Source organism: Kribbella qitaiheensis (assembly GCF_014217565.1).
In the GTDB taxonomy this organism is placed as follows: Bacteria; Actinomycetota; Actinomycetes; order Propionibacteriales; family Kribbellaceae; genus Kribbella; species Kribbella qitaiheensis_A.
Genome location: NZ_CP043661.1, coordinates 1,921,953 through 1,945,410 on the forward strand (window position 1 = coordinate 1,921,953; position 23,458 = coordinate 1,945,410).

The 23,458-nt window shown below is 67.9% G+C and carries 23 protein-coding genes; 9 read left to right on the plus strand and 14 right to left on the minus strand.

Annotated features, from left to right (window positions below; translation table 11 throughout):
• Positions 1 to 46: 46 nt before the first annotated feature.
• A complete protein-coding gene (locus F1D05_RS08705) occupies positions 47 to 1,027 on the minus strand; it encodes a LacI family DNA-binding transcriptional regulator (RefSeq protein WP_185446781.1) in 981 nt (326 codons plus the stop codon).
• A gap of 123 nt (positions 1,028 to 1,150) precedes the next feature.
• Here F1D05_RS08705 and F1D05_RS08710 point away from each other — a divergent pair, with 123 nt between their 5' ends.
• The 3 genes from F1D05_RS08710 to F1D05_RS08720 are packed head-to-tail and all read left to right on the plus strand — an operon-like array spanning position 1,151 to position 4,307.
• On the plus strand, positions 1,151 to 2,074 hold the full coding sequence (locus F1D05_RS08710; RefSeq protein ID WP_206686126.1) for a carbohydrate ABC transporter permease: 924 nt from the start codon (positions 1,151 to 1,153) through the stop codon (positions 2,072 to 2,074).
• Positions 2,055 to 2,981 (plus strand): carbohydrate ABC transporter permease, encoded by a 927-nt coding sequence (locus F1D05_RS08715; RefSeq protein ID WP_246486536.1) that lies wholly within the window; start codon positions 2,055 to 2,057, stop codon positions 2,979 to 2,981. Before F1D05_RS08710 ends, F1D05_RS08715 begins: the two co-directional genes overlap by 20 nt.
• Positions 2,982 to 3,005: 24 nt before the next feature.
• Entirely contained in the window at positions 3,006 to 4,307 is a 1,302-nt protein-coding gene (locus tag F1D05_RS08720; RefSeq protein ID WP_206686127.1) for an ABC transporter substrate-binding protein, read from the plus strand.
• A 61-nt stretch (positions 4,308 to 4,368) separates the two neighbouring features.
• Here the strand turns inward: F1D05_RS08720 and egtD are convergent, their stop codons facing one another.
• The 8 genes from egtD to F1D05_RS08760 form a co-directional block, all read right to left on the minus strand.
• Entirely contained in the window at positions 4,369 to 5,346 is a 978-nt protein-coding gene (egtD, locus tag F1D05_RS08725; protein WP_185446782.1) for an L-histidine N(alpha)-methyltransferase, read from the minus strand.
• Positions 5,343 to 6,131 carry an ergothioneine biosynthesis protein EgtC gene (gene egtC / locus F1D05_RS08730; protein ID WP_185446783.1) on the minus strand — a complete coding sequence of 263 codons (789 nt, stop codon included), beginning with the start codon at positions 6,129 to 6,131 and terminating at the stop codon, positions 5,343 to 5,345. The genes egtD and egtC overlap by 4 nt, the downstream gene beginning before the upstream one ends.
• On the minus strand, positions 6,132 to 7,466 hold the full coding sequence (egtB, locus tag F1D05_RS08735) for an ergothioneine biosynthesis protein EgtB (protein WP_185446784.1): 1,335 nt from the start codon (positions 7,464 to 7,466) through the stop codon (positions 6,132 to 6,134).
• A complete protein-coding gene (locus tag F1D05_RS08740) occupies positions 7,463 to 8,704 on the minus strand; it encodes a glutamate-cysteine ligase family protein (RefSeq protein WP_185446785.1) in 1,242 nt (413 codons plus the stop codon). The genes egtB and F1D05_RS08740 overlap by 4 nt, the downstream gene beginning before the upstream one ends.
• 163 nt (positions 8,705 to 8,867) lie before the next feature.
• A complete protein-coding gene (locus F1D05_RS08745) occupies positions 8,868 to 9,632 on the minus strand; it encodes a hypothetical protein (protein WP_246486537.1) in 765 nt (254 codons plus the stop codon).
• Positions 9,629 to 10,405, minus strand: a complete 777-nt coding sequence (locus F1D05_RS08750) for an ABC transporter ATP-binding protein (RefSeq protein ID WP_185446786.1) — start codon at positions 10,403 to 10,405, stop codon at positions 9,629 to 9,631. Before F1D05_RS08750 ends, F1D05_RS08745 begins: the two co-directional genes overlap by 4 nt.
• A 3-nt stretch (positions 10,406 to 10,408) precedes the next feature.
• Positions 10,409 to 11,464: a FecCD family ABC transporter permease gene (locus tag F1D05_RS08755; RefSeq protein ID WP_185446787.1), complete on the minus strand. Its 1,056-nt coding sequence runs from the start codon at positions 11,462 to 11,464 to the stop codon at positions 10,409 to 10,411.
• Complete coding sequence (locus tag F1D05_RS08760) at positions 11,461 to 12,462, minus strand: FecCD family ABC transporter permease (protein WP_185446788.1); 1,002 nt, start codon at positions 12,460 to 12,462, stop codon at positions 11,461 to 11,463. The genes F1D05_RS08755 and F1D05_RS08760 overlap by 4 nt, the downstream gene beginning before the upstream one ends.
• A 132-nt stretch (positions 12,463 to 12,594) precedes the next feature.
• Between F1D05_RS08760 and F1D05_RS08765 the strand changes: the two genes are divergently transcribed.
• Both F1D05_RS08765 and F1D05_RS08770 read left to right on the plus strand, forming a co-directional pair.
• On the plus strand, positions 12,595 to 13,566 hold the full coding sequence (locus F1D05_RS08765) for an ABC transporter substrate-binding protein (RefSeq protein WP_246486538.1): 972 nt from the start codon (positions 12,595 to 12,597) through the stop codon (positions 13,564 to 13,566).
• Between the two features lie 13 nt (positions 13,567 to 13,579).
• Positions 13,580 to 14,266 carry a hypothetical protein gene (locus F1D05_RS08770; protein ID WP_185446790.1) on the plus strand — a complete coding sequence of 229 codons (687 nt, stop codon included), beginning with the start codon at positions 13,580 to 13,582 and terminating at the stop codon, positions 14,264 to 14,266.
• On the opposite strand, the gene F1D05_RS08775 is transcribed toward F1D05_RS08770, so the two are convergent.
• From F1D05_RS08775 to folP, 3 genes are read right to left on the minus strand one after another with little or no spacing between them, the layout of a single operon-like run.
• Positions 14,239 to 14,931, minus strand: a complete 693-nt coding sequence (locus tag F1D05_RS08775; RefSeq protein WP_185446791.1) for a class III extradiol dioxygenase subunit B-like domain-containing protein — start codon at positions 14,929 to 14,931, stop codon at positions 14,239 to 14,241. The genes F1D05_RS08770 and F1D05_RS08775 overlap by 28 nt on opposite strands.
• A gap of 23 nt (positions 14,932 to 14,954) precedes the next feature.
• Positions 14,955 to 15,689, minus strand: coding sequence for a pyrimidine reductase family protein (locus F1D05_RS08780; RefSeq protein WP_185446792.1), 735 nt, complete (start codon positions 15,687 to 15,689; stop codon positions 14,955 to 14,957).
• Positions 15,689 to 16,501 carry a dihydropteroate synthase gene (gene folP, locus F1D05_RS08785; protein WP_185449066.1) on the minus strand — a complete coding sequence of 271 codons (813 nt, stop codon included), beginning with the start codon at positions 16,499 to 16,501 and terminating at the stop codon, positions 15,689 to 15,691. The genes F1D05_RS08780 and folP overlap by 1 nt, the downstream gene beginning before the upstream one ends.
• A gap of 184 nt (positions 16,502 to 16,685) precedes the next feature.
• Here folP and F1D05_RS08790 point away from each other — a divergent pair, with 184 nt between their 5' ends.
• From F1D05_RS08790 to F1D05_RS08800, 3 genes are read left to right on the plus strand one after another with little or no spacing between them, the layout of a single operon-like run.
• Entirely contained in the window at positions 16,686 to 18,011 is a 1,326-nt protein-coding gene (locus tag F1D05_RS08790; RefSeq protein WP_246486539.1) for an L-fuconate dehydratase, read from the plus strand.
• A complete protein-coding gene (locus F1D05_RS08795) occupies positions 18,008 to 18,760 on the plus strand; it encodes an SDR family NAD(P)-dependent oxidoreductase (RefSeq protein ID WP_185446793.1) in 753 nt (250 codons plus the stop codon). The genes F1D05_RS08790 and F1D05_RS08795 overlap by 4 nt, the downstream gene beginning before the upstream one ends.
• Complete coding sequence (locus tag F1D05_RS08800; protein ID WP_185446794.1) at positions 18,757 to 19,722, plus strand: aldo/keto reductase; 966 nt, start codon at positions 18,757 to 18,759, stop codon at positions 19,720 to 19,722. Before F1D05_RS08795 ends, F1D05_RS08800 begins: the two co-directional genes overlap by 4 nt.
• A gap of 478 nt (positions 19,723 to 20,200) precedes the next feature.
• Here F1D05_RS08800 and F1D05_RS08805 read toward each other — a convergent pair whose 3' ends face one another.
• Both F1D05_RS08805 and F1D05_RS08810 read right to left on the minus strand, forming a co-directional pair.
• Positions 20,201 to 21,781, minus strand: coding sequence for an ABC-F family ATP-binding cassette domain-containing protein (locus F1D05_RS08805; protein WP_185446795.1), 1,581 nt, complete (start codon positions 21,779 to 21,781; stop codon positions 20,201 to 20,203).
• 195 nt (positions 21,782 to 21,976) lie between these two features.
• The gene (locus tag F1D05_RS08810) at positions 21,977 to 22,675 is read right to left on the minus strand and encodes a FadR/GntR family transcriptional regulator (protein ID WP_246486540.1); all 699 of its coding nucleotides are present in this window, start codon (positions 22,673 to 22,675) and stop codon (positions 21,977 to 21,979) included.
• A 70-nt stretch (positions 22,676 to 22,745) separates the two neighbouring features.
• On the opposite strand from F1D05_RS08810, the gene F1D05_RS08815 reads away from it, so the two are divergent.
• Positions 22,746 to 23,159, plus strand: coding sequence for a DUF3052 domain-containing protein (locus F1D05_RS08815; protein WP_185446796.1), 414 nt, complete (start codon positions 22,746 to 22,748; stop codon positions 23,157 to 23,159).
• The last annotated feature ends 299 nt before the right edge of the window (positions 23,160 to 23,458 follow it).

Below are 23,458 nucleotides of genomic sequence, written 5' to 3' on the forward strand. Positions count from 1 at the left end.
TATCCGGAGGCCCGAACCGCGCCCAATTTTCTCTCCAGCAGAAAGGTCAGGTTGGGGGGCGTTCGCCGGAGCCTCGTTGGATCAGGGCGCAGGGGAGGACTATGCGTTGGGGGGCTCGGTCGTCTGTGCCGGAGGCGCGGTCGAGGAGGAGGCGGGCGGCGATGCGGCCTAGTTCGGCTGTGTCGGAGGCGACGACTGTGACCGGGGTGGGCAGCATGTCGGCCATCCGGAAGTCGTCGAAGCCGACCACCGCGGGCTGGCTGTCGACCTCGCGCAGCGCACGAAGGACGCCCTCGGCAACGAAGTTGGTGGAGGCGAACAGGCCGGTCGGCGGATCGGGCCGGTGCATCAGTTCGCGGGTCGCCTTCTCGGCGGCCTCCGCGGTACCTTCCGGCAGCTGGACGACGAGGCTCTCGTCGACCTCCATCCCCGCGCCGCGATGGGCCAGCCGGTAACCACGCAACCGCCGCCCGGTCGTGTGGTACGACGGCGCCAGCAGGATCGCGATCCGCCGATGTCCCTGCCCCAGTAGGTGTTCCGTGGCCAGCCGGCCACCACCTTGGTTGTCAACCGTCACGATGTCGGCATCGATCCCGTGCGCCGGCCGGTCGACGAACACCACCGGGATACCGGCACCTGCCAAGTAGGAATGGTCACCCTGGTCGGGCACGATCATCAACCCGGCGACCTGGCGGCCGATCAGCTCCTGGATCGCCCGCTTCTCCCCCTCGGGATCCTCGTCGACACTGCCGAGCACCACCGCGAACCCATCCTGGCCGGCCACCTCCAGCGCTGCCTTCGCGATCGTCGCGTAGAACGGGTTGGTCAGGTCACCGAGCACCAGCGCCAGACTGGACGACTTCTTCCCCGGTCGCAGCGCCCGCGCCACCTCGTTGCGCTGGAAGCCGAGCTGGTCGATCGCGGCGCGCACCCGCGACGCGGTCTGCTCGCGCACGCCCGCCCCGCCGTTGACCACCCGCGACACCGTGCCGAGCCCGACACCGGCCGCCTTCGCGACGTCGATCATCGTCGGGCGGCTGGACCCGGTTGGCTTTGGAAACGTTTCGGACACAGGGTTGACTTCTCTCTCACGACACGGCATCGTCACACAACAGTAAGCCGTTGGAAACGTTACCGTCCAGGAGGCAGGATGAATCGTTCCCGAGTCGGGATGAGCCGCAGCGCCGGCTCCGATACGAGGGCGGCGTATCTGTTCATCCTGCCGCCGATCATCGGTTTCACCGTCTTCGTGGTCTACCCGCTGATTCGCTCCTTCTACCTGGCGCTGACCAAGTACAACGGGCTCACCGATCCGGTCTTCGTCGGCCTGGACAACTTCCGCCGGATGTTCACCGTGGACCCCGCCTTCTGGCCGTCGCTGAAGGCAACGGGTTATCTCGTCGTCCTCTACGTCCCGTTGTCACTCGGCATCGGCCTGGCACTCGCGATGTTCTGCAACCAGCGCTTCGCCGGCGTCCGGATCGTCAGGACGCTGGCCTATCTGCCCGTCGTGCTGCCCGCGGTCGCCACCATCACACTGTGGAAGTTCATCCTCAATCCCCAGGTGGGCCTGGCGAACACGATCCTGGAGAAGCTGCACCTGCCGACCAGTTCCTGGTTGCAGAGTTCGACGATGTCGATGCCGTCGATCGTGATCGTGATGCTGTGGGGCGTCGGCGGCACGATGATCATCTTCCTCGCCGCGCTGCAGGCGGTGCCGACCGAGCTGTACGAAGCGGCCAAGGTCGACGGCGCCGGGCCGTACTCGGTGTTCTTCCGGATCACCCTGCCGATGATCAGCCCGATCATGTTGCTGCAGGTGATCCTGCAGACCACGGCCGCGTTGCAGACGTTCAACCAGCCGAAGATCCTGACCGGTGGTGGTCCCGGCTTCACCACCAACGTGCTGATGCTGTCGATCTACAACAACGGATTCTCCAACCTGGGCAGGATTCCGCAGCTCGGTTACGCCTCCGCCCAGGTATGGGTGCTGTTCATCATCATCATCGCCGTGATCGCCTTGACCGCGAAGTTCTCCTCGCTCTGGACGTACAGTGACAACACTCCCGACTGACCCCGCCACCGAGGCCCCGATCGCGCTCGCGGGAGCGCTCGAGAAACCGGGCCGCCGCCCCAGGAAGGGCCGACCGCTCGGTACGGCGTCGTGGTACGCGACCGCGCTGTTCGTCTGCGCGGTGATGGTGGTTCCGCTGCTGTGGATGATCGCCATCGGCCTGAAGAGCAAGACCGCCGTGTTCGAAGTACCGCCCCGGTTGCTGCCGCACGAGTTCAACTGGAGCAACTTCATCAAGGGCCCGCAGGCGATCCACTTCCCGCGGCTGTTGCTCAACTCGACGATCATCACGATGCTCAGCGTGCTCGGCGGCGTGATGACCGCGATGATGGCCGGCTACGCGCTGGCCCGGTTGCGGTTCCCCGGCCGGAAGGTCTGGTTCTACCTGTTCGTCGGCAGCATGCTGCTGCCCGGCGTGGTCGGGCTGATCCCGCTGTTCCAGATGTACAAGAACATCGGCTGGTACGACACCTGGCTGCCGTTGATCGTGCCGGCCTTCTTCGGTGGCAACCCGCTCTTCATCTTCCTGGCCAGGCAGTACTTCCTGGCCATCCCCTACTCGATCGACGAGGCCGCCAAGATCGACGGCGCCGGGCATTTCCGGATCTTCACCCAGGTGATGCTGCCGTTGACGAAGCCGGCCTGGATCACGATGTCGATCCTTGCCTTCCAGGCCTCCTGGAACGACTTCCTGAATCCGCTGGTCTACCTGTACAGCTCCGACAAGTGGCCGTTGTCGGTCGGAATGGCGTCGTTCATCTCGCCGTTCGCCGGCCAGACGCCGGACTGGAGCTACTACATGGCCACCAACCTGCTCTACATGCTGCCGCCGCTGATCCTCTTCTTCGCCGCGCAGCGCTACTTCATCCAGGGCCTCGGCTCGCTCGGCAGCACGACCCAGAAGTGACTCACCCCCCTGAGGAGCACCGCAGTGAAGAAGCAGATCATCGGTACCACCCTGGCGTGCGCCGGGTTGCTGACGGCAACGGCCGCGTGTAGCGGCTCCGACTCCGGCAACAAGTCCGACGGCCCGGTCACCGTGACCGTGATGACGTGGGAGTCGGCCGCGACCAACGCCGCGATCGACAAGGCCCTGGCCGGGTTCAAGGACGACAACATCACCGTCAAGCGGATCGACACCCCGAGTGGCGGGTACGGCGACAAGCTCGCGTCGCTGACCCAGGCGAAGAAGCTGCCCGACCTGTTCTGGTGCGGCAACGATACCGAGCAGCAGTACACCGCGCAGGGTCTGACGGTGGACTGGTCGAAGCGGATCACCGACGGCGACGGCGACTTCAAGGCGGACAAGTTCGTCGGCTCCGCGATGGAGAACTGGAAGACCGCCGACGGCCGGATGGGCGGCTTGCCGTCGCTGATGAACGCCTATGGCATCTGGTACTCCGTCGACGCCTTCAAGGCGGCCGGGGTCACCGAGCCGAAGGCCGGCTGGAGCTGGGACGACATGTACTCCGCGGCGACGAAGCTGGCGAACAAGGGCGGCGCGAAGTACGGGCTGGTCGCGGACAACCTGACGTCGGGCGACGCGCCGTTCTCGATGAGCATGTACTCGCTGTCCGCGGGCGGCGCGCCGTTCACCGACAACGTGAACCACCCGACCAAGGCCGAGGCGGACGACAAGTACGTCGAGGGCGTCACCAAGCTGGCCGACGCGATCAAGTCCGGCGCGGTCGCACCGCCCGGGTACGACGTGTCGAACGTGCAGGCGCTGTTCTCGGCCGGCAAGGTGCCGATGATGGTCGGCGGGCAGTGGCTGGCGGCCGGGTTCCAGACCGACAAGCCGAAGATCAAGTACGGGTTCGCGCCGTTCCCGCAGGTGAACACGCCGACCACCCTGTACGACTCGGTGGGCATCTGCACCCCGCAGTACACGGCGAACGAGGACGCGACGTACAAGGTGCTGCAGTACCTGAACACCAAGGTGTGGGATGCCGTGCTGCCGGCCTCGCCGGTCGCGCCCCCCGCATACACGCCGGCGCAGGCGAGCTACTTCGACGCGCTCACCAAGGCCGGCCAGACCACGGTCGTCGACACGGTGAAGGCCGACCTGGCCGCTGAGAAGACTGTCGGGGTCCGGTTCACGACCACCTGGTCCTCGCAGGTCGCCGACCTCACCACCGCGTACTTCCAGCCGATCCTGAACGGCAAGAAGCCGGTCAGCGAACTGCAGACCTACGTCGGCAAGATCAACGACCTGATCAAGTCCGCCGGCTAGAACCGCTACGTCCGAAGACCCGAGGGCCCCACCCCTCGGGTCTTCGGACGTAAGCAGTCGGCTAGACGGCCTGCCAGAGGGAGAGGGCGAAGCGTTCTTCCGAGTCGGTCCACCAAGCACCAGGGGTGAAGCCGGCCTTGCCGAGCTCGGCCTCGACGCCGTACCGATGGAACTTCGCCGACACCTCGGTGCTCAGCTCCTCCCCCTCGGCGAACTCGACCTCGAGCCCGATCTCGGGGATCAGCACCCGCATCGCCCGGTCGGCCCGCAGATGCATCTCGATCCACTCGTTCTCGGCGTCCCAGACCGCGACATGGCTGAACACGTCCACGTCGAAGTCCGCGCCGAGCTGGCGGTTGAGCACCCGCAGCACGTTCTTGTTGAACTCCCCCGTCACGCCCGCGCTGTCGTCGTACGCCGCGACGAGGGTCGCCGGATCCTTCACCAGATCCGTGCCGAGCAGCAGCCACTCCCCCGGCTCGAGCACCTCGCGAACCGACGTGAAGAAGTCGGCACGCTCGTCGGGCAGCAGGTTCCCGATCGTGCCGCCGAGGAACGCCACCACGCGAGGGGCATCGCCGGGCAGCTTGTCCAGGTGCTCGGTGAAGTCGCCGACGACTCCGTGCACGACGAGCCCCGGGTAGTCGGCGGTGATCGCGGCGGCCGCCTCGCGCAGCGCCGACTCGGACACGTCCAGTGGAACGAACGTCGTCAGCGTGCCGTGATCCCGCAACCCGTTCAGCAGCAGCCGCGTCTTCTCCGACGAACCGGAGCCGAGCTCGACCAGCGTCCTCGCGCCCGTCAGCTCGGCGATCTCACCGGACCGGGCGTCGAGGATCTCCCGTTCCGCCCGGGTCGGGTAGTACTCCGGCAGCCGGGTGATCTCCTCGAACAGCTCGCTGCCACGTGCGTCGTAGAACCACTTCGGCGCCAGCCACTTGGGCTCCGCGGTCAAGCCGGCCCGGGCGTCCTCCCGTAAGGCGCGGGCGGCGTAGTCCGGGGTCAGATGAATATCGATCTCGGGGTCGATGAGGGTCACTCTCGTCCTTCCATCGGTAGCTCCACCGGTCGGGGAGCCAAGGGGGCCTGCGGTGAGATAGGGGACAGCGCCAGGGAGCTCTTGGTTGCTACCAGCAACGACTGGTCCGGGATCTCTTCCCAGCCGTCGCTCTGCCATGGTTCGGAGCTGACGGCGACGGAGTCCGCCGTACGGCGGAACCACAGCGCGTGGGTCCAGGTCGTGGCGATGATCTGCTCGCCGTCGGTCAGTAGGAGGTTGAGCCGGGAGCCGGGTGCGGCCGCGGCCACCTCTCGCACCACCGATGCGACCGCCTCTGCCGCGGGCGCACCGGAGTACAAGCGGTCTTGCACCAATGCCCACAGCAGGGCGGAGTCCATCGGGGCATCGAGGGTGAGCAGCTCGGAGACGGGCAAGGTCTCAGCGAGCTTGGAGACCGAGCCGGGCCAGCCGGTGATCAACCCGTTGTGGCTGAACAACCACTGGTCCCGCACGAACGGCGCCACCGCAGTCTCGGTCAGCGGTTGGCCGACCGTCCCGTTCCGCACTGCGGCCAGCACTGCAGCTGATCGAATGGACCCGGCCAGCCCGGGCAGCGATTCGTCCGCCCAGATCGGCACACTCCGCCGATACCGCACGGGCGCGCCGTCGACGTACCAGCCGAGTCCGAAGCCGTCGCCGTTGACCGAGCCGCCACCGCGCATGTCGGCCGGCGCCCAGCTCTGCTTATATAGCGCGTGTGGTGGCTCCAGAACCAGCGATGCCAGCGGCACCGCCGGCCCTAGGTAGGCCAGATGTCGGCACATCTAGCCGAGCTCCGACGGTAGGGGATCCCGCGCACAACGGAACCCGGCGAAGATCTGCCGCCGGATCGGGTAGTCCCAGTTGCGGAACGTACTACGGGCGACCACCTCGTCGGTGCCGAACGAGCCGCCCTTCAGCATCTTGTAGTCGTTGCCGAAGAAGACCAGCGAGTACTCGTCGTACGGGAACGCGCGGAAGCCCGGATACGGCTTGAAGTCGCTGCTGGTCCACTCCCAGACGTCACCGATCAGCTGCTCGACCCCGAGCGGCGACGCTCCGGCCGGGTACGCACCGATCGGTGCCGGGCGTAGATGCCGCTGTCCCAGGTTCGCGTGCTGCGGCCCCGGGCTCTCGTCACCCCACGGGAACCGCCTGGTCCGCCCGGTCGCCGGATCGAAGCGGGCGGCGAACTCCCACTCCTCCTCGGTCGGCAGCCGCTTGCCCGCCCAGGCCGCATACGCCTCGGCCTCGTAGAAGCAGACGTGCATCACCGGCTCGTCGAGCGGCAGCAGCTCGCGGTGACCTAAGCGAGTCCGCATCCAGTTGCCGTCGGCCTGCTCCCAGAACCGCGGCGCGACCAGCGACGCCTTCTGGACGTGCGCCCAGCCGGCCTCGGACCACCACTTCGGATCGGTGTACCCACCACCGACCACGAACCTCAGGTAGTCCCCGTTGCTGACCGGCGCGGTGTCGATCACGTACGGCGTGACGCGCACCGCGTGCGCGGGCCGCTCGTTGTCGAGCGCCCACGGCTCCACCGACGTCCCCATCTCGAAGACCCCACCCGGAACCAGCACCTCGGAGCGAGCCAGCCTGCGACCTGCCGGCGGCTCGGGCGCGTCCAGCACCGGCACCCCGGTCCGCAGCTGGTGGGTCGCCAGCATCGTCTCGTCGTGCTGTTGCTCGTGCTGCACGATCATCCCGAAGGCGAACGCGTTCTCCACCAACTCCCGGCCGCCGCCGAGCTTCACGTGGTCGAGCACGTCGAGCACCTTGTCCCGGACCTCGACCACATACGCCTTGGTCTCGGTCGGACCTAGCAGCGGCAGCGTCGGCCGATCAGCCCGGGCATGCATGAACGCGTCGTACAGCTCGTCGATGTCTTGGCGGACCGGCTCGCGGCCGCCGACGTCGCGGACCAGCCAGAGCTCTTCCTGGTTACCGATGTGGGCGTAGTCCCAGACCAGCGGCGACATCAGTTTCGAGTGCTGCCGGACGAGATCATCGGTGTCGACCGCGTCCGTCAGCTGGACGGTCCGGGACCTGGAGCGGTCGAGCTGCTCCGCGACGAAGGCGCGCAGGCCTTCCTCGGTGAGGTCGGACAGTTGGTGGTTCATGATGCTCGCCTTCTCTGGGTGTCGTCGACGACGCGGCTCAGCCGGGTTGCGACATCACTGACCAGCTCAGGGCCGAGCCGGTCGGGACCAATGCCGGTCCGGTCCAGTACTTCGATGCCGAGGTCGACCACGTCCCGCGCGGCCTGCAGGATCAACTTGTCGTCGAGTCCTTCCCGGGCCGCCGGGAACCAGCGGCCCGCTGCCGGTTCGGCAGCGGCCATGGCGCGGTCGATCAGGACGGGGTCGGACATCAACGCCGTCAGCAGCACGGTCGGCGGAATCCACCCGTCTCCGGCCTGGGTGTCCAGATACCGCACTTCGAGATACCCACGCGGCCGGACCGGCGGGAACAAGGTGGACAGGTGGTACTCGAGATCCTCGTACGTCGGACTGTCGCCGGGCAGCGCGCCGTCGGCCCACGCGCCGAAGGTGAGACCGGCCGGGGCGTCCCAGTTGTCGCCGCGGCGCAGGCAGAGCACCGGAGCCTCCATCGCCATCCGGGCCCAGGCCGCGGCCGGGTCGCCGTCCAGCGGCGGCGGCTCGGTGAACGGCGCACAGGTGCCGAAGGTGGCCTCGGTCCGGGCCGAGGCCCAGCCGGTGTCTTCACCGGTCCTGCGCCGGGAGTTGGCGAACAGCGCGACCAGGGTCGGGCCGAGATCGTGCAGAGCCCGCCACCTGGTGGCGGTCTGGTCGGCTTCGCCGGCGTCGAGGCAGATCTGCAGTCCGGCGGTGCTGCACATCATCCTCGGGCCGTGCGGGCCGAGCTGGGCGAACGCGCGCTCCATCGCCGCGTAGCGCGGGACGGTCAGGATGCGCCGGGGTGGCCGGTAGGCGTCCAGGCCGTGGTCGCCCAGGACCAAGCCGGCTGCGCTGAGAAGGGAGGTCAGTTCGGCCGCGTCGGCGGCGGTGTCGTCGATCAGCCTCGTGACTGAAGCTGACGGGGCGCCGGAGATCTCTACCTGGCCACCCGGCTCCACCGTGACCAGAGCACCCCGGCCGAGCGGCAACTGCGGGCTGCCGGGGACCAGGGTGGCGGGCGCGTGCGCGCCCAGGGCCTTGCTCAGTAGGTCGGCATCGAGAGGTCGGTGCGGGTCGTCCGCATAGTGCACTGTCCACTCCAGCTCGACGCCTTGCAGCTGTGGAGGACCGTGTTTGAAGCACACCATTTCGACGTAACCCTCAGCGGCCGCACGTGAGCCGATCGGGGCCGTCGCCGGGGTACCACCAGGCTCCGTCACGTCATCGAACCTAACCGCGGCCCTGGACGCGGACAACCGATAGCGGGTTACCCGTCGATGACGTACGCGGCGGCGCGATGGCCGCCCGACACTGTGTCAGATTCATGATCGACATCGTGCCGGGCGGCACCGACAATATTCGGCGGCCAGGCTCAGGAGGGGCTCAGGCGGGGTATCTCACCTCCCGCCCCAGTCGTTCCTGTGCCAGCCGTCCTGCGCGGCCACCACCAGTGGTAGAGCATGCCCGTTGCGCTCTGAGCGAAATTCTCACTTCACCCGGGGGCAGCCGCCGCAGGCGTTGACGTTGGGGAGGGCGTAGAAGAAGCAGCACGACGTACGGATGGATTGGTCCAGGTCGATCTGGAAGGCCTCGGCGGCCGCCGTCCGGTGCGGGGCATCCGTTGGAACGCGAAGCGCGCCGCGGAGCTCGTCCTCGACCGCGCCGAGACGCTGCAGGGAGCTGAGCCTCACGCCAGGGCCGGTACGAATCGGTGAAGGCTCGGGTGTGCTTGGCGACCTGCGCGGCCGCTTCGTGCATCGAGACCACACCGTCGGAGAGCAGGGCGACGTCGGTCGGGTAATGCGCGGTCGGATGGCGGCGGAAGGCCACCGATTCCGGCGAGACATCCGGCGAAACCCCCGCGATGGCGGCCGAAAGAGCGGCCACGATCGACGGCACCGATACGTACCACATCAGCACGAACATCGCCGCGACCTGTTCGGGCGGCTCGATGTCGTAGTCGCGCCCGTAGTCGTCCCGCAGAGCCTTCCGCCACTCGTAGGTCGGATCGCCGCCGGCCTGCTGTTCCGCCAGCAGCGCGGCACAGGAGATCCACTCGGGTCCGGGCAAGGCGTCCGCAGTACGCACGGACAGCCAGGACATCTCCCCGTCCAGCATGTCCGCGAGGCTCTTCGCGGAGTACGTCATCCCAACAGCCTACGATCCGGCACCACGACGGGCGCCCCGGCGACCTCGACCACCTTGGCCCGCAGTCCGAACACCTCCTTCAGGAGTTCCTCTGTCAGTACGTCGGCAGGCCGGCCCTGTGCCGCGATCCTGCCGTCTCCCATCACCACCAGATGATCGGCGTACTGCGCCGCCAGCGTTAGGTCGTGCAGCACGGTCACGACGGTTCGGCCGGTCCCGTGCGCGGCCGCGTGGACCACGTTCATCACGTCCACCGCGTGTGCGAGATCCAGGTACGTCGTCGGCTCGTCGAGCAGCAGGTACTGCGTGCCCTGGGCAAGCACCATCGCGATCCAGACCCGTTGCCGTTGACCGCCGGACAACTGGTCGGCGGGCCGGTCCCGTAGGTGGACCAGCTCGACAGCGGCCAGGGCGTCGTCGATCGCCTGCTGGTCGTCGGACGTCAGCCGGGCGAACAGGCCGCGATGCGGATGCCGCCCGCGGGAGACGAGCTCGGCGACGGTGATCCCTTCCGGTGTCACCGGCCCCTGTGGCAGCAGGCCGAGCAGACGAGCCAGTTCGCGGGCGGGCAGTTGGTGGATGTCCTTGCCATCAAGGAGAACGTGACCGCTGCGCGGCGCGAGCAACCGGCTCATCCCCCGCAGCAGGGTCGACTTGCCGGAACCGTTCGGCCCGACGATCGCCGTCAGTTGCCCGGTCGGCAGATCAAGGGTGAGGTCGGACACGACCGGCTTGTCGGGGCCGTAGGCAAGAGTGAGGTTTTGGACGTGCACTGTTCAGCGCCCCTTCTGCTGACGGCCGATGAGGTGGAGCAGGTACGGCGCTCCGGCCGCGGCGGTGACGACTCCGACTGGCAACTCGTACGGGCCGACCTGCAGCACCTGCAGGCCGTTCCTCGCGATCAGATCAGCCAGCGTGACGAACAGCGCGCCGAGCATCGCGGTCGTCAACAGTGGCGGTCGATCCGTCCGTGCCAGTCGCTGGGCGACCTGCGGGGCCACCAGCGCGACGAAGGTGATCGGCCCGGCTCCGGCGGTTGCCATCGCGGCGAGCACTGTGGCGACGATCAACAGAGCAACCCGGACCCGGGACACCCGGACGCCCAGCGAGGAGGCGACGTCGTCACCCAGTACGAGAGCCTCGAGCTCGCGGCCGAATATCATTGCTACCGGCAACAACACCGCGACCGCGATCCCGACCGGGACCGCGTCGGACCAGGTCCGTGCGTTGAGGGAGCCGGCCAACCAGGCGGCGGCGCGGCCCGCGTCGGTGACGTCACCGACGACCAGTAGCCACGCGACCAGTGAGTTCGCGGCGGCCGCGACTCCGACGCCGATCAGGACCACCTTGCTCACGTCGACGACGCCGCGCTGGATCGACAGCAGGCCGACGATTAGCGTCGCCAGTAAGCCGCCGAGCATCGCGGCCAACGGCAGGCCGATCCGCTCGGCCGCACCGGAGATGTTGCCGCCACCGGTCCCTGCCAAGACGATGACCGTGACAGCGGCCGCGGAGGCACCGGAGTTGACGCCGATGATGTCCGGGCTGGCCAGCGGATTGCGCGACAAGGTCTGCAGGAGAGCGCCCGACACCGCGAATGCGATCCCTACCAGCAGGCCGGTCGCGACGCGCGGCAGCCGGAGCTCCAGCACGATCAGTCGCGTCCCACTGTCGCCTCCACCGACAAGGGCGCGCAGTACCTCGTCGAGCGGGAGCTTCGTAGTGCCGAGACTCAACGAGACCAGCGCGAGAATCACTGCTGCTATTGCGAATCCTGCGGCCAGTACTACGGTCCGCGGCTTGACCACCGCCGTCTCTGTTGCGGTGGTCACAAGGCCACCGCGCGACGCCGTACGACGATCACGAACAGCGGCGCGCCGACGATCCCCAATACGACGCCCGCCTGGACTTCACCGGCTCCGCCGACCAAGCGACCGACGAGGTCCGCCAGGATCAGCGCGGCGGCCCCGGTCAATCCGGCGGCGGGGATCAGCCAGCTGTTGCGTGCTCCGAAGATCCGCCGCGCGACATGGCCCGCGAGCAATCCGAGGAACCCGATCGGCCCGCAGGCCGCGACTCCGGCCGCTGTCAGCAGGCCGATCGCGAGCAGCCCGACCAACCGCGCCCGGCGTACGGAGAGTCCGAGCCCCGCGGCGATATCGTCGCCCAGGGCAAGCAAATCGAGGTCGCGCGCGTTGAAGGCCGCCAGGATCAGCCCGATGATCGCGAACGGCAGCACCTGCCCGACCACATCGAACCCTCGCCCGGCCACGGATCCGACGGCCCAGAAGCGGTAGCCGTCCAAGGTATTCGCGTCGAGCAACACGATCGCCGAGGTGAACGCCCCCAACATCGCGGCCACCGCCGCCCCGGTCAACGCCAACCCGACCGGAGAAGCGCCACTCCCCCGTGCCGCCAGCTTCTGTACTCCGAACGTCGCCACCAGCGCGCCGATCAACGCACACCACACCGTCGACCCGACCGTCTCCACCACACCGACCTGCAACCCCAGCACCACCGCCAACGCGGCCCCCGCACTCACCCCGAAGATCCCGGGCTCGGCCAGCGCGTTCCGGGTATGCCCCTGCATCAACGCCCCAGCGATCCCCAGACACGCCCCGATCACCAACGCCACCACAGTCCTGGGCAGCCGCAGGCTCCGCACGATCACATCCGCGTCAGCCCCACCCTGCGACAGCAACGCATGCCCGACCGCCCCGACCCCCAGCCACCGAGACCCGAACACCAGACTCGCCCCGAAAGCGAGGACCACGACACCCACCAACGCCATCAGCGCAGCAGCCCTCGGCACCCCTCGCACACCCCACATGCCGCCCAACCTTAGGCGACCCTTACCGCGGGTCCGCCAACGCCCGCCTGACGCCTGAGACCAGGCAAGTTAGGGCAGCCTAAGTTGATGCTAGGGTGCGGGGACTTGCTGTCGATTGGCTGGGGAGTTCTTGTGCGCGTCCGTCTTGGCGCTTTGATTGCTGTTGTCGCGTTGGCTCTCACCGGATGTGGTGGGTCCGACAAGTTGGAGGATCCGGGCCAGGCGGTCGCCGATGCCGGGTTCCCGCGGACTGTCGAGCACGCGATGGGGAAGACGGAGATTCCGGCGAAACCCAAGCGGGTGGTGGCGCTGGACGCGAGTTTCGTCGACGCGACGCTGATCCTGCAGACGCCGGTGGTGGGGTTCACCGACTACCGGACCATCAACGGGAAGCTGCCGGACTACCTCGGCGACGACCGGACGACCTACGGCGCCGAGGCGCAGTCCGTCGGCACGCTGACCGAGCCGAACCTGGAGAAGATCGCCGCGCTGAAGCCGGACCTCATCATCACGGCGAAGGTGCGGCACGAGAAGTTGTACCCGCAGCTGAGCAAGATCGCGCCGACGGTGATGACCGAGACCACCGGGCCGACCTGGAAGGACAACATCCGGCTCGAGGGGAAGGCGCTCGGGGAAGAGGACAAGGCCGAGCAGGAGCTCAGCGCGTACGAAACGGCGGCAAAGGCCGTCGGCAAGGCGATCAACGAGAAGGCGAACAACCCGACCATCTCGGTGGTCCGGTTCGTGGACGGCCCCACCCGGCTGTACCAGGGCGCCAGCTTCTCCGGCATCGTGCTGAAGGACGCCGCCCTGAAGCGGCCGAAGTCGCAGGACGTGAACGGTTTCGCGGCCGAGATCAGCGCCGAGCGGATCAAGGACGCGGACGCCGACGCGATCTTCGTCGCCGTCTACGCGGACGACAAGGGTCTGAGTAAGAAGACGGCCGACCAGTTCAAGGCCAACCCACTCTGGAAGCCGCTGCAGCCGAAGGTGCACGAGGTACCCGACATCACCTGGATGACCGCGGTCGGCCTGCAGGGCGCCTGGTCGATCCTCACCGACCTGAGCACCACCTTCGACGTGGCAGCTCCTGAACGGAGCTGAGTAGAGTCGGGCCATGACCACGTTGGAGCGTTGGCATGTCGGGCCGTGGACTACGCACGGGACGTTGCCGGGTGAGCCGTTCGAGCCCGGCCGGAAACGCACTCCTGACGAGCTGAACTTCGACGTGGTCGGGCTGGCCCGCATCCTCGGTCGCCGGTTGTCCGGCCGCGAGGAACTGCAGGTCCGCCTCTGGCAGAACGAGCTGCGCCCGACCCACACCAGGATGTGCGGCGTGCACACGCTCGCCGATCCGGACAACTCAGATAAGCTCCGTACCACTGCCGCCGAGGCGCTCGAGTGGTTGGCAGAGCGCGCGCCGGACGGGTATGAGTTCGTCTACACCGACGCCGTGTATCTTCGCCCGCTAACGGATCTGAGCGCCGAGGTGGTCACCGTCGACGCGGTCGTCCAACTGGCCGCTGAGCGTGGTGACGCCCTCCCCGCAGACCGCCTGGCGGCTTCGCACGTACGCCGGGCGGCCGGCGGTTGGTTCGCCGGGGATGCCGTGTGTAACTGGTCCGGCCCCTATCCCACCGCGGAGGAGGCGGCCGACGCCGTACGGGCTGCTCGGGTGGAGCTGGCCAACCAGCTGGTCGAAGCTGGTCATCCGGATCTGGCAGCCACCGCAGACCGGTGGCCCGACGTACCAATGGAAGGTCATCCGGCAAAAGTTCAGGCAGACCAGGCTGCGACGAAGTAGCCGACGCCGTACGGGGCCGCGTGGTACAGCAACTGGCCCGTGAACGTCGCGGAAGCTGTTGCACCCGCGAGCACCTGCCAGGGTGCTCGCCCGGCAGCCTTGAGCTCGACGGCAAGCTCCGGGTCGAGCGCAGCGAGTGTAGTCGTGTCCGCCACGCCAAGCGCGGCCGCGACCGTGCTGTCGAAGATCTCCGCTCGCGGGTGCAGGTGCACCGGCGAGTGCTCGCTACGCCGGGGCGAACCGTCGCCCATCACCAGTAGCCCCATCCGCTCGTTGCTAGCGGCAAGCTGTTGGCCGAGCTCCAGACAGCCCGCGACCGGCTCGTCGATCTCTACCGTGATCAGGACAGTGGGCATGCCCGCAGCTTTGCTCTGGGAGACGAGCCAGCTTCCCATCGTCAGCGACAGGGGCAGCACTGCTTCGCCGGAGCCGACCCGCACCGAGGGAGCGCCGTACGGGCCGAAGGTGCCGCCCGCCGATACGTCGTACTGCGTGCCTGTGGCGGGGCCGGAGCCTACGATCACCAGGGCGTCGGCATCGGCGAGCTGGTCGATCGCGGCGAGGCAGGCAGCGCGTAGCTCATCCAGTTCGGCTGCTGCACCGCCGGCGACTGCGGGAACGAGCAGTGGCGGGTGCGGACAGACAGCGGCACTGGCGATAGGCACAGGCTCAACCGTAGTCGAGCCGGTCAGTGCGCCCGGAGGTAGCGCAGGAACAGGGAGCCGTCGTCGGCGCCGAGCACCGACCGCAGTACGAACCGCCGAGCCACTGTGTCGAACGCTCCGGCAGTGATTCGCCCGGCGCCGGGACCGACGAGTAGCGGCGACAGCGACAGGTCCATCTCGTTCACCAGGTCGGCGTCGGTCAGCGCACCGAGCAGACGCGGCCCGCCTTCGCAGAGGATCTGCGGCAACCCCCGCTCGGCCAGCGCCGCCACCACCAGGTGCAGGTCGACCTCGGCCTCACCGCAGATCAGTACGTCGGCTACTTCGCCCAAGGCCTCCACATGATCTGGCGGCGCGGCCGCGTGGGTGATCACCAGTGGCCGGACCGGCGCGTCCGCGAAGACGTGGTTGATCGGGTCGAGCTCCAGCCGGGAGGAGACGATCGCCAGCGTCGGGTTCTCCGGCAGGCCGTGATCCTTGCGCCAGGCACGCCGTTCTTTGCCCAGCCGCAGCGGGTTGTAGCCCTCGATCCGGACCGTGCCGGCACCGACCAGGACCACGTCGCTGAGCATCCGCACCTTGCCGAACAGTTCGCTGTCCTCGGGGCTGGTCAGCGACTTTGACTGACCGTCGATCTCGACCGCGCCGTCGATGCTGGTGACGAAGTTGCACCGCACGTGCGGCACCGACCGGTCCTCGACCTGGTACGCCTGCAGGATCTCGTCGCCGCCGACCTCGGCAGGGTTCAGGCTGTGCATCAGGCCAGGCTCCTTCTGGTTCCGGCGGGCTCGGCCGCGCCTCGTAGTACGGCGATCAGGTCGAGCGCCTGCCGGGCGGCCGGGACGTCGTGGACGCGGAAGACCCGGGCGCCGAGCCAGGCGGAGACGCTCAGCGCGGCAATCGTGCCATTGCCGCGCTGTCCCGGCGGCAGGTTGAGGGTCTCGCCGATGAAGTCCTTGTTGGAGACGGCGACGAGCACCGGCCAGCCGGTCGCGGTCAACTCGTCCAGCCTGCGGGTCAGCTCGAGCGACTGCAGGGTGTTCTTCCCGAAGTCGTGGGTCGGATCGATCAGGATGCCGTCCCGCCGTACGCCGGCCGCGACCGCGCGCTCGGCCAGCGCGGTGGTCGTCCGGATCACGTCCGCCACGACATCGTCGTACGCCATCCGGTGCGGGTCCGTCCGGGGCGTCAGGCCGCCGACATGGCTGCAGACGAGCCCGGCGCCGACCTCGGCCGCGGCGGCCGGCATCTTTGGATCCGAGCCGGCCCAGGTGTCGTTGATCAGGTCCGCCCCGGCCGCGCCGACCCGGCGGGCGACGCCGCTGCGGTAGGTGTCGACGCTGATCACGAGGTCGGGGTGACGCTCCCGGATCCCGGCGACGAAGTCGACCGTGCGGCGAAGTTCTTCCTCCTCGGAGACCGGTTCGCCGTACCCGGCCTTGACGCCGCCGATGTCGACCAGGTCCGCGCCGTCCGCGACCGCCCGGCCGATCGCCTCGTACGCAGCGTCGGTGGCGTAGGTCGCGCCGCGGTCGAAGAACGAGTCCGGGGTCCGGTTGACGATCGCCATCAAGGCGAACTCCCCCGGCCCGAACGACCTGCTGCCCAGCCGCAGTACCTGCTCATGTTCATCCGGCACGGGACGACTTTAGTCGGCCGACTTCTTTGATCCGATGAATTAACCCCCTGGCCAGTACGTAAGCGGGCACATATCCTATAGGATTCGTCCGTCAGGTCGGATCAAGGCAGAACGGATGTCGATGCCACGCTTCACGGAGTTCGAGACGTACGACGTCCGCTTCCCCACCTCGCTGGACCTGGACGGCTCCGACGCGATGAACGCGGACCCGGACTACTCGGCGGCGTATCTGATCCTGCGGACCGATGCCGGTGATGACCTCGAAGGGCACGGCTTCGCCTTCACGATCGGGCGCGGCAACGACGTCCAGACCGCGGCGATCGAGGCGCTCCGCGACCACGTGATCGGTCTCGACGTGGACTTTGTCCTCGGCGACCTCGGCGCGTTCTGGAAGTCGCTCGTGCACGACTCGCAACTGCGCTGGCTCGGCCCTGAGAAGGGGGTCATGCACATGGCGATCGGCGCGGTCGTCAACGCCGTCTGGGATCTGGCCGCGAAGCGCGCCGGGGTGCCGCTGTGGAAGCTGCTGAGCGACCTCACCCCCGAGCAGATCGTCGACCTGGTGGACTTCCGCTATCTCACCGACGCACTCACCCGGGACGAGGCGCTGGAGATTCTGTACGCCGCGGTGCCGGGTCGCACGGAACGCGAGAAGGTACTGCGCGAGCAGGGCTACCCGGCGTACACGACGACGCCCGGCTGGCTCGGGTACGACGACGCCAAGCTGGTCCGGCTCTGCCACGAGGCGGTAACCGACGGGTTCAGCCAGATCAAGCTCAAGGTCGGTGCGAACCTCGACGACGACATCCGCCGGATGCGGCTGGCGCGGGAGGCGGTCGGGCCGGAAATCCGGATCGCGATCGACGCCAACCAGCGCTGGGACGTGGCCGACGCGATCACCTGGATCGAGGCGCTGAAACCGTACGGCGTGTGGTGGGTCGAGGAGCCGACGAGTCCGGACGACATTCTCGGGCACGCGACCATCGCACGCGCTGTCGCACCGACCCGGGTCGCGACCGGTGAGCATGTGCAGAACCGGGTGGTCTTCAAGCAGTTGCTGCAGGCCGAGTCGCTGTCGTTCCTGCAGCTCGATTCCGCCCGGGTCGCCGGGGTGAACGAGAACGTCGCGATCCTGCTGCTGGCGGCGAAGTTCGGCGTACCGGTCTGTCCGCACGCCGGCGGGGTCGGCTTGTGCGAGCTGGTCCAGCACCTGTCGATGTTCGATCTGGTCGCGGTCAGCGGCAGCACCGAGAACCGGGTGATCGAGTTCGTCGATCATCTGCACCAGCACTTCCTGGACCCGGTCGAGATCAAGTCCGGGCAGTACGTCACGCCGACGCGGCCGGGGTTCAGCGCTGAGATGGACGCCGAAACTCTGTGCGACTACCGGTACCCGAGTGGCAAGATCTGGACCGACCTCGAGAAAGAGAGTGCCAAGTGACGGATTTCGCCGGTCTGAGGGCAGTGGTCACCGGAGGAGCTTCGGGAATCGGACTCGCGGCGGCGACGCTGCTGGCCGCCCGCGGTGCCGAGGTGGTCGTGTTCGACCTCAAGCCCGACGTACCGCCGCCGCTGGTCGGGATCGCCGCTGATGTGAGCGACGACAGCTCGGTCCGGGACGCGGTGTCGGCTGCCGCGTTGAAGCTGGGTGGGATCGACATCCTGGTGAACAACGCGGGCATCGGCGCGCAGGGCACGGTGGCCGGCAACGAGGATGAGGAATGGCATCGGGTTCTCGACGTGAACGTGGTCGGGATCGCCCGCGTCACTCGGGCGACGCTTCCCTACCTGCGCCGTTCGTCGGCCGCGGCGATCGTCAACACTTGCTCGATCGCAGCTACTGCGGGGCTGCCGAACAGGGCTCTCTACAGCGCGAGCAAGGGTGCCGTACTGGCTCTGACGATGGCGATGGCCGCTGACCATGTCCGCGAGGGGATCCGCGTCAACTGCGTGAACCCCGGTACCGCGGACACGCCTTGGGTCGGCCGACTGCTCGATGTGGCGACGGATCCCGCTGCTGAGCGCGCTGCTTTGGAGGCTCGCCAGCCTCTCGGCCGCCTGGTGTCGGCGGACGAGGTCGCGCTGGCGATCGCCTATCTGGCCAGCCCATTGGCCGGATCGACCACCGGTACTGCGCTTGCTGTCGACGGCGGCATGCAGAACCTGCGGCTGCCGGCGGCCCGGTCGTGAGGCTCTTCCCGGAGGACGCCCGGATCGGACTCGGCGGGGCGCCGTTGGCCGGATTGTTCAGCCCGGTTGAGGACTCCGAGGCTGTGGCGACCGTCCAAGCCGCTTGGGACGAGGGCTGGCGGTACTTCGACACCGCGCCGCACTACGGACTCGGGCTCGCCGAGGAGCGCCTGGGTGCTGGGCTGGCGGCCCGCGACCGTTCCTCGTACGTGCTCTCTTCGAAGGTCGGCCGGATTATCTATTCTGTTGACGCTGAAGCTCCCGACGATGAAGGCTTCGCCGTCGTTTCCCGACGTAGGCGGCGCTGGGACTTCAGCCGCGACGGCGTCATGCAGAGCATCGAGGACTCGCTCCGCCGGATCGGCACCGACCGCCTCGACGTGGTCTTCGTGCACGACCCCGACGACCACTACTCGGAAGCAGTCGCGACCGCCTTCCCGACGCTGATCGAACTCCGCGACCAGGGTGTCATCCGCGCCATCGGCGCCGGCATGAACCAGACCGCGATGCTCACCCGCTTCGTCAACGAGGTCGACATCGACGCCATCATGCTGGCCGGCCGCTACACCTTGCTCGACCCGGACGGCCTGGACGACGTCCTCCCCGCCTGCCTTGCGAACGACGTACAGGTAGTTGCCGTAGGCATCTTCAACTCAGGCCTCCTCTCCCAGCCCCGCCCGGCCCCCGACGCCACCTTCAACTACTCCCCCGCCCCAGCTCCCCTGGTCTCCAAGGCCAACGCCTTGGCCGACATCTGCGAATCCCACGGCGTCACCCTGCCGGCGGTCGCGTTGGCGTTCCCCCTCTTCCACCCCGCGGTCGCCGGCATAGCCGTAGGCTGCCGCACCGCCCCAGAGGTCCACACCAACGCCGCTTTGTCGCGAGTGGAGATCCCCGGCGCCCTATGGACCGACCTCAAATCCGCCGGCCTGCTCCGCGAGGATGCCCCGACCCCCGGCTGATTTCCCGAGCCCTACCTCAGGCAGCACCACCAGTCCGCTTCGCCCCCCGTCGCGACTCGAGCAGCGGGCGCACTAGCTGGAAAGTTTTTAGTCGCAGGTGCAAATTTGTTTCCACCCAGCGAAGGGCCGGCCCGTTCCCCGGAGTACGGCGTGCTGGTGGGCCTCTCGCCGCCGTTGGCTGCCCGGCGGCGGGCATCGGCCTGACTGTAAGGCGCGTCTAGGTGGATGCGCCTTAGTCGATTCGACGAGGTTGGCTCAGGAGGGGCCCTTGTGCTTGAGATGAGTACTCCGGGGCCGCCAGATGCTCATCCGGTGCACAGAGTCGCCTCGGTCAGGCCAAGGTGGGAGCCGGGCGCACCCACCACCCCGACCAGCACGATCCCGCAGCCCGGCGACGCGAACCAGGCCGGACCGCACCCCGGCACCAGATCTCGCTCACCGACGTTGTCGACGAGCCACGACGCAGAGCCGCGTGAGGTCAGAGGGGGTCTATGTCGACCAACTCGTGCTGGTCCAGCTGGAGCCAGCGGGTGATGCCTATTGAGCGGAGGAAGGGGAGGTCGTGGCTGGCAACCACGAGGGCTCCTTGGTATGACGCGAGGGCGTCGGTTAGTTGGGTGACGCTGGACAGGTCGAGGTTGTTGGTGGGTTCGTCGAGCATCAACAACTGCGGTGGCGGTTCGGCCAGCAGCAACGCGGCGAGGGTCGCCCGGAAGCGTTCGCCGCCGGACAGGGTGCTGACCGGCTGGTCGGCAGCCCTTCCACGGAAGAGGAAACGCGCCAGCCGGGAGCGGCGGTCCTGGTTCTCGACCGTCGGGGCCATCAGCGCCAGGTTCTCCACCACCGAAAGGTCGTCCCGCAGGAGATCCAGTCGCTGCGGTAACAACCGATAAGGAACGAGAGGCTTCTCGTCCGCGACGATCGCGTGCAGCAGCGTGCTCTTGCCTGCGCCGTTCGGCCCCACCAACGCGATCCGCTCCGGACCACGGATCTCCAGCGACGCCTCCAGACCGGTCCGCAGTAGGTAGTCCTCCAGCTTCAGCACGATGCGCCCGGCGTGGACGATCGTCTTCGGAAGGTCGACGCGGATCTTCTCGTCGTCGTGGACCTTCTCCTCCGCGTCGTCGAGCGCCTCCTTCGCGGCATCGAACCGGTCGGCGTGCATCCCGATGTGCTTCGCCGCCGACACCTGCGCATTGCGCTTCAAGTTGCCGGCCACGATCTTCGGAATCCCGCCCGCCTCGAAAGCCCGCTGCCCGGCCGCCCGCCGCCGATCCATCTTCATCCGCGCCTCGGCCAACTCCTTCTTCTGCTTCCGCAGATCGGATTCAGCCGACCGCACCATCCGTTCAGCAGCCTCCTGCTCCACCGCGACAGCTTCCTCGTACGCCGTGAGGTTGCCGCCGTACCAGGTGAGGTCACCCCGGCGCAGGTCGCCGATCTGGTCGACCCGGTCGAGCAACTCCCGATCGTGGCTCACCACGATCAGCGCGCCACGGAAGGTGTCGACCGCGTCGTACAACTGCCTGCGAGCCCGCAGATCCAGGTTGTTCGTCGGCTCGTCGAGGAGCAGTACGTCGGGTCGCTTGAGCAGCTCGGCGGCCAGGCCGAGCAGGATCGTTTCGCCACCGGACAGTTCGCCGACGCTGCGATCGAGCCCGATCGAGCCGAGGCCGAGTTTGCCGAGCATCGCCTCGGCCCGCTCCTCCACGTCCCAGCCGTCACCAACGACGGAGAAGTTGTGCTCGGACGCGTCGCCGGCCTCGATCGCGGTGATCGCCTTGCGGATCCCGGCGATGCCGAGGGCCTGGTCGACGGTCAGGGTGACGTCGAGGGTCAGGTCCTGCGGCAGGTAGCCGAGTTCGCCGCTGACCCGGATCGAGCCGCGCTGCGGATTCAGCCGCCCGGCGATCAGCCGGAGCAGGGTGGACTTGCCGGCGCCGTTGCGGCCGACCAGCCCCGACCGGACTGGTCCGGCCACGAAGCTGAGGCCGTCGAACAGCACGTCGCCGTCCGGCCAGGCGAAAAAGAGGTCAGTACAGGTCAAGGAGTAAGACATCAGGGTCGTCCTTCGAGATCTCGAACGAGACCGCCCACCGATCGGTGGCGATCAACCGCTACTGAAGAGAGATCTCAGTTCGACAACCCGAACCCCTGCCGTTGGCAATGTAACGAGGACCAGGTTAGCCACCGGCTGCGATTTTGTTCAACCACATTTCCACCTCCTTGCGTCCGAAGAACAGGAGGGACGTCATCACCACTTCTTCGGACGCAAGGAGATCAGGGAGCCTTCCGGAGCCAGTTCTCGATGCCGGCGATGTGAGCGGTCATCCAGGCGCGGGCGGCCTCGGCGTCGCCGAGCTCGATCGCGTCCAGGATCGCGGTGTGCTCGGCCAGAGTCCGCTCGACCGCCCCGGGCCTGGGTGACACCGCGCCAGATGCGAGCCCGCTGGGTAGCACCGGAGATGCCGTCCAGGAGCGAGCACACGACGGCGTTCCCGGTCGCCTCGGCGATCCCCCGGTGGAACCGAAGGTCGTTGATGACCAGTTCGTCGACGCCGGACGACGGAGTGAGGCTGCCGGTCAGGTTCCGGAGGTCCTCGAGCTGCTCCTTGCTGATCCGCCCGGCCGCCAGAGCGGCGACGCCCGGTTCCAGCAACCGTCGTACCTCGAAGAACTGCAAAACCGAGTCGTCGCGGTGCAGGTCGACCATGAAGCTGAGCGCGTCGAGCAGGTGCGCCGAGTCGAGGCTGGTGACGAAGGTGCCGTCGCCGTGCCGGACGTCGAGCACGTTGACCAGCGTGAGCGCCTTCACCGCTTCCCGCAGCGAGTTCCGCGACAGCCCCAGCCGGGAGGCCAGATCGGCCTCTTTCGGCAACCGGTCGCCCGGGCCCAGCTCCCCCGAGGTGATCATCTCTTTGATCTTGACGATCGCCTCGTCCGTCAACGCCATTCGCACAGTATGCCGCCGCGCCGCGGGCACGACCTGCCACCGGGCCTCCGCCGGGGCGACAATCTGGGTCATGACCACCACCGGGTACTCCGGCAAGCCGCTGGCCGCGAAGCTGGGGATCAAGCCCGGGTACGCCGTCGTGCTGGACAATGCGCCGGCCGGATTCGTCGTCGAGGGTCTTCCGGGCGACGTGATGCCGCTCGGCCGGCTCGGGCGCGTACCCACGCAGTACGACGTGATCCTGGCGTTCTGCCCGGATCGGGCCAGGCTGGCGAAACGGCTGCCGGTGCTGTTGCCCAGGACGACGACCGCCGGGATGATCTGGGTCGCCTGGCCGAAGCGGGCGTCCGGCGTACCGACCGATCTGGACGAGAACGGGGTCCGCGAGCTGGCCGTGCCGCTCGGGGTGGTGGACGTGAAGGTGTGTGCGATCGATGCCACCTGGTCGGGCCTCAAGCTGGTCCGGCGGCTGGCCAATCGGTGAGAACTGGACTGATCCGGTGAGTGACGTTGACCACATCTTTGTGCGCAGCCGGGTATGACGGGCTGCGAGGGGGCAACTGCATACAGTGGCCAGACAGGCTCGATCAGAGCCTCGTGAACGCTTGCCGAAGGCGCCGGATGTCCAGTACTGCAACGGCTCCGGCAATCCACGCGAGGCCGGATCGGAGCGGCTTCGGCGAAGGCTTGAAGCGGCCGCCTGAAACACCACGGCAGAAGGTGTTCCAGTTGTCGATCGATCAACTGCCGCGACGCCAACCACTTGATCGACTGGTCCGGTGA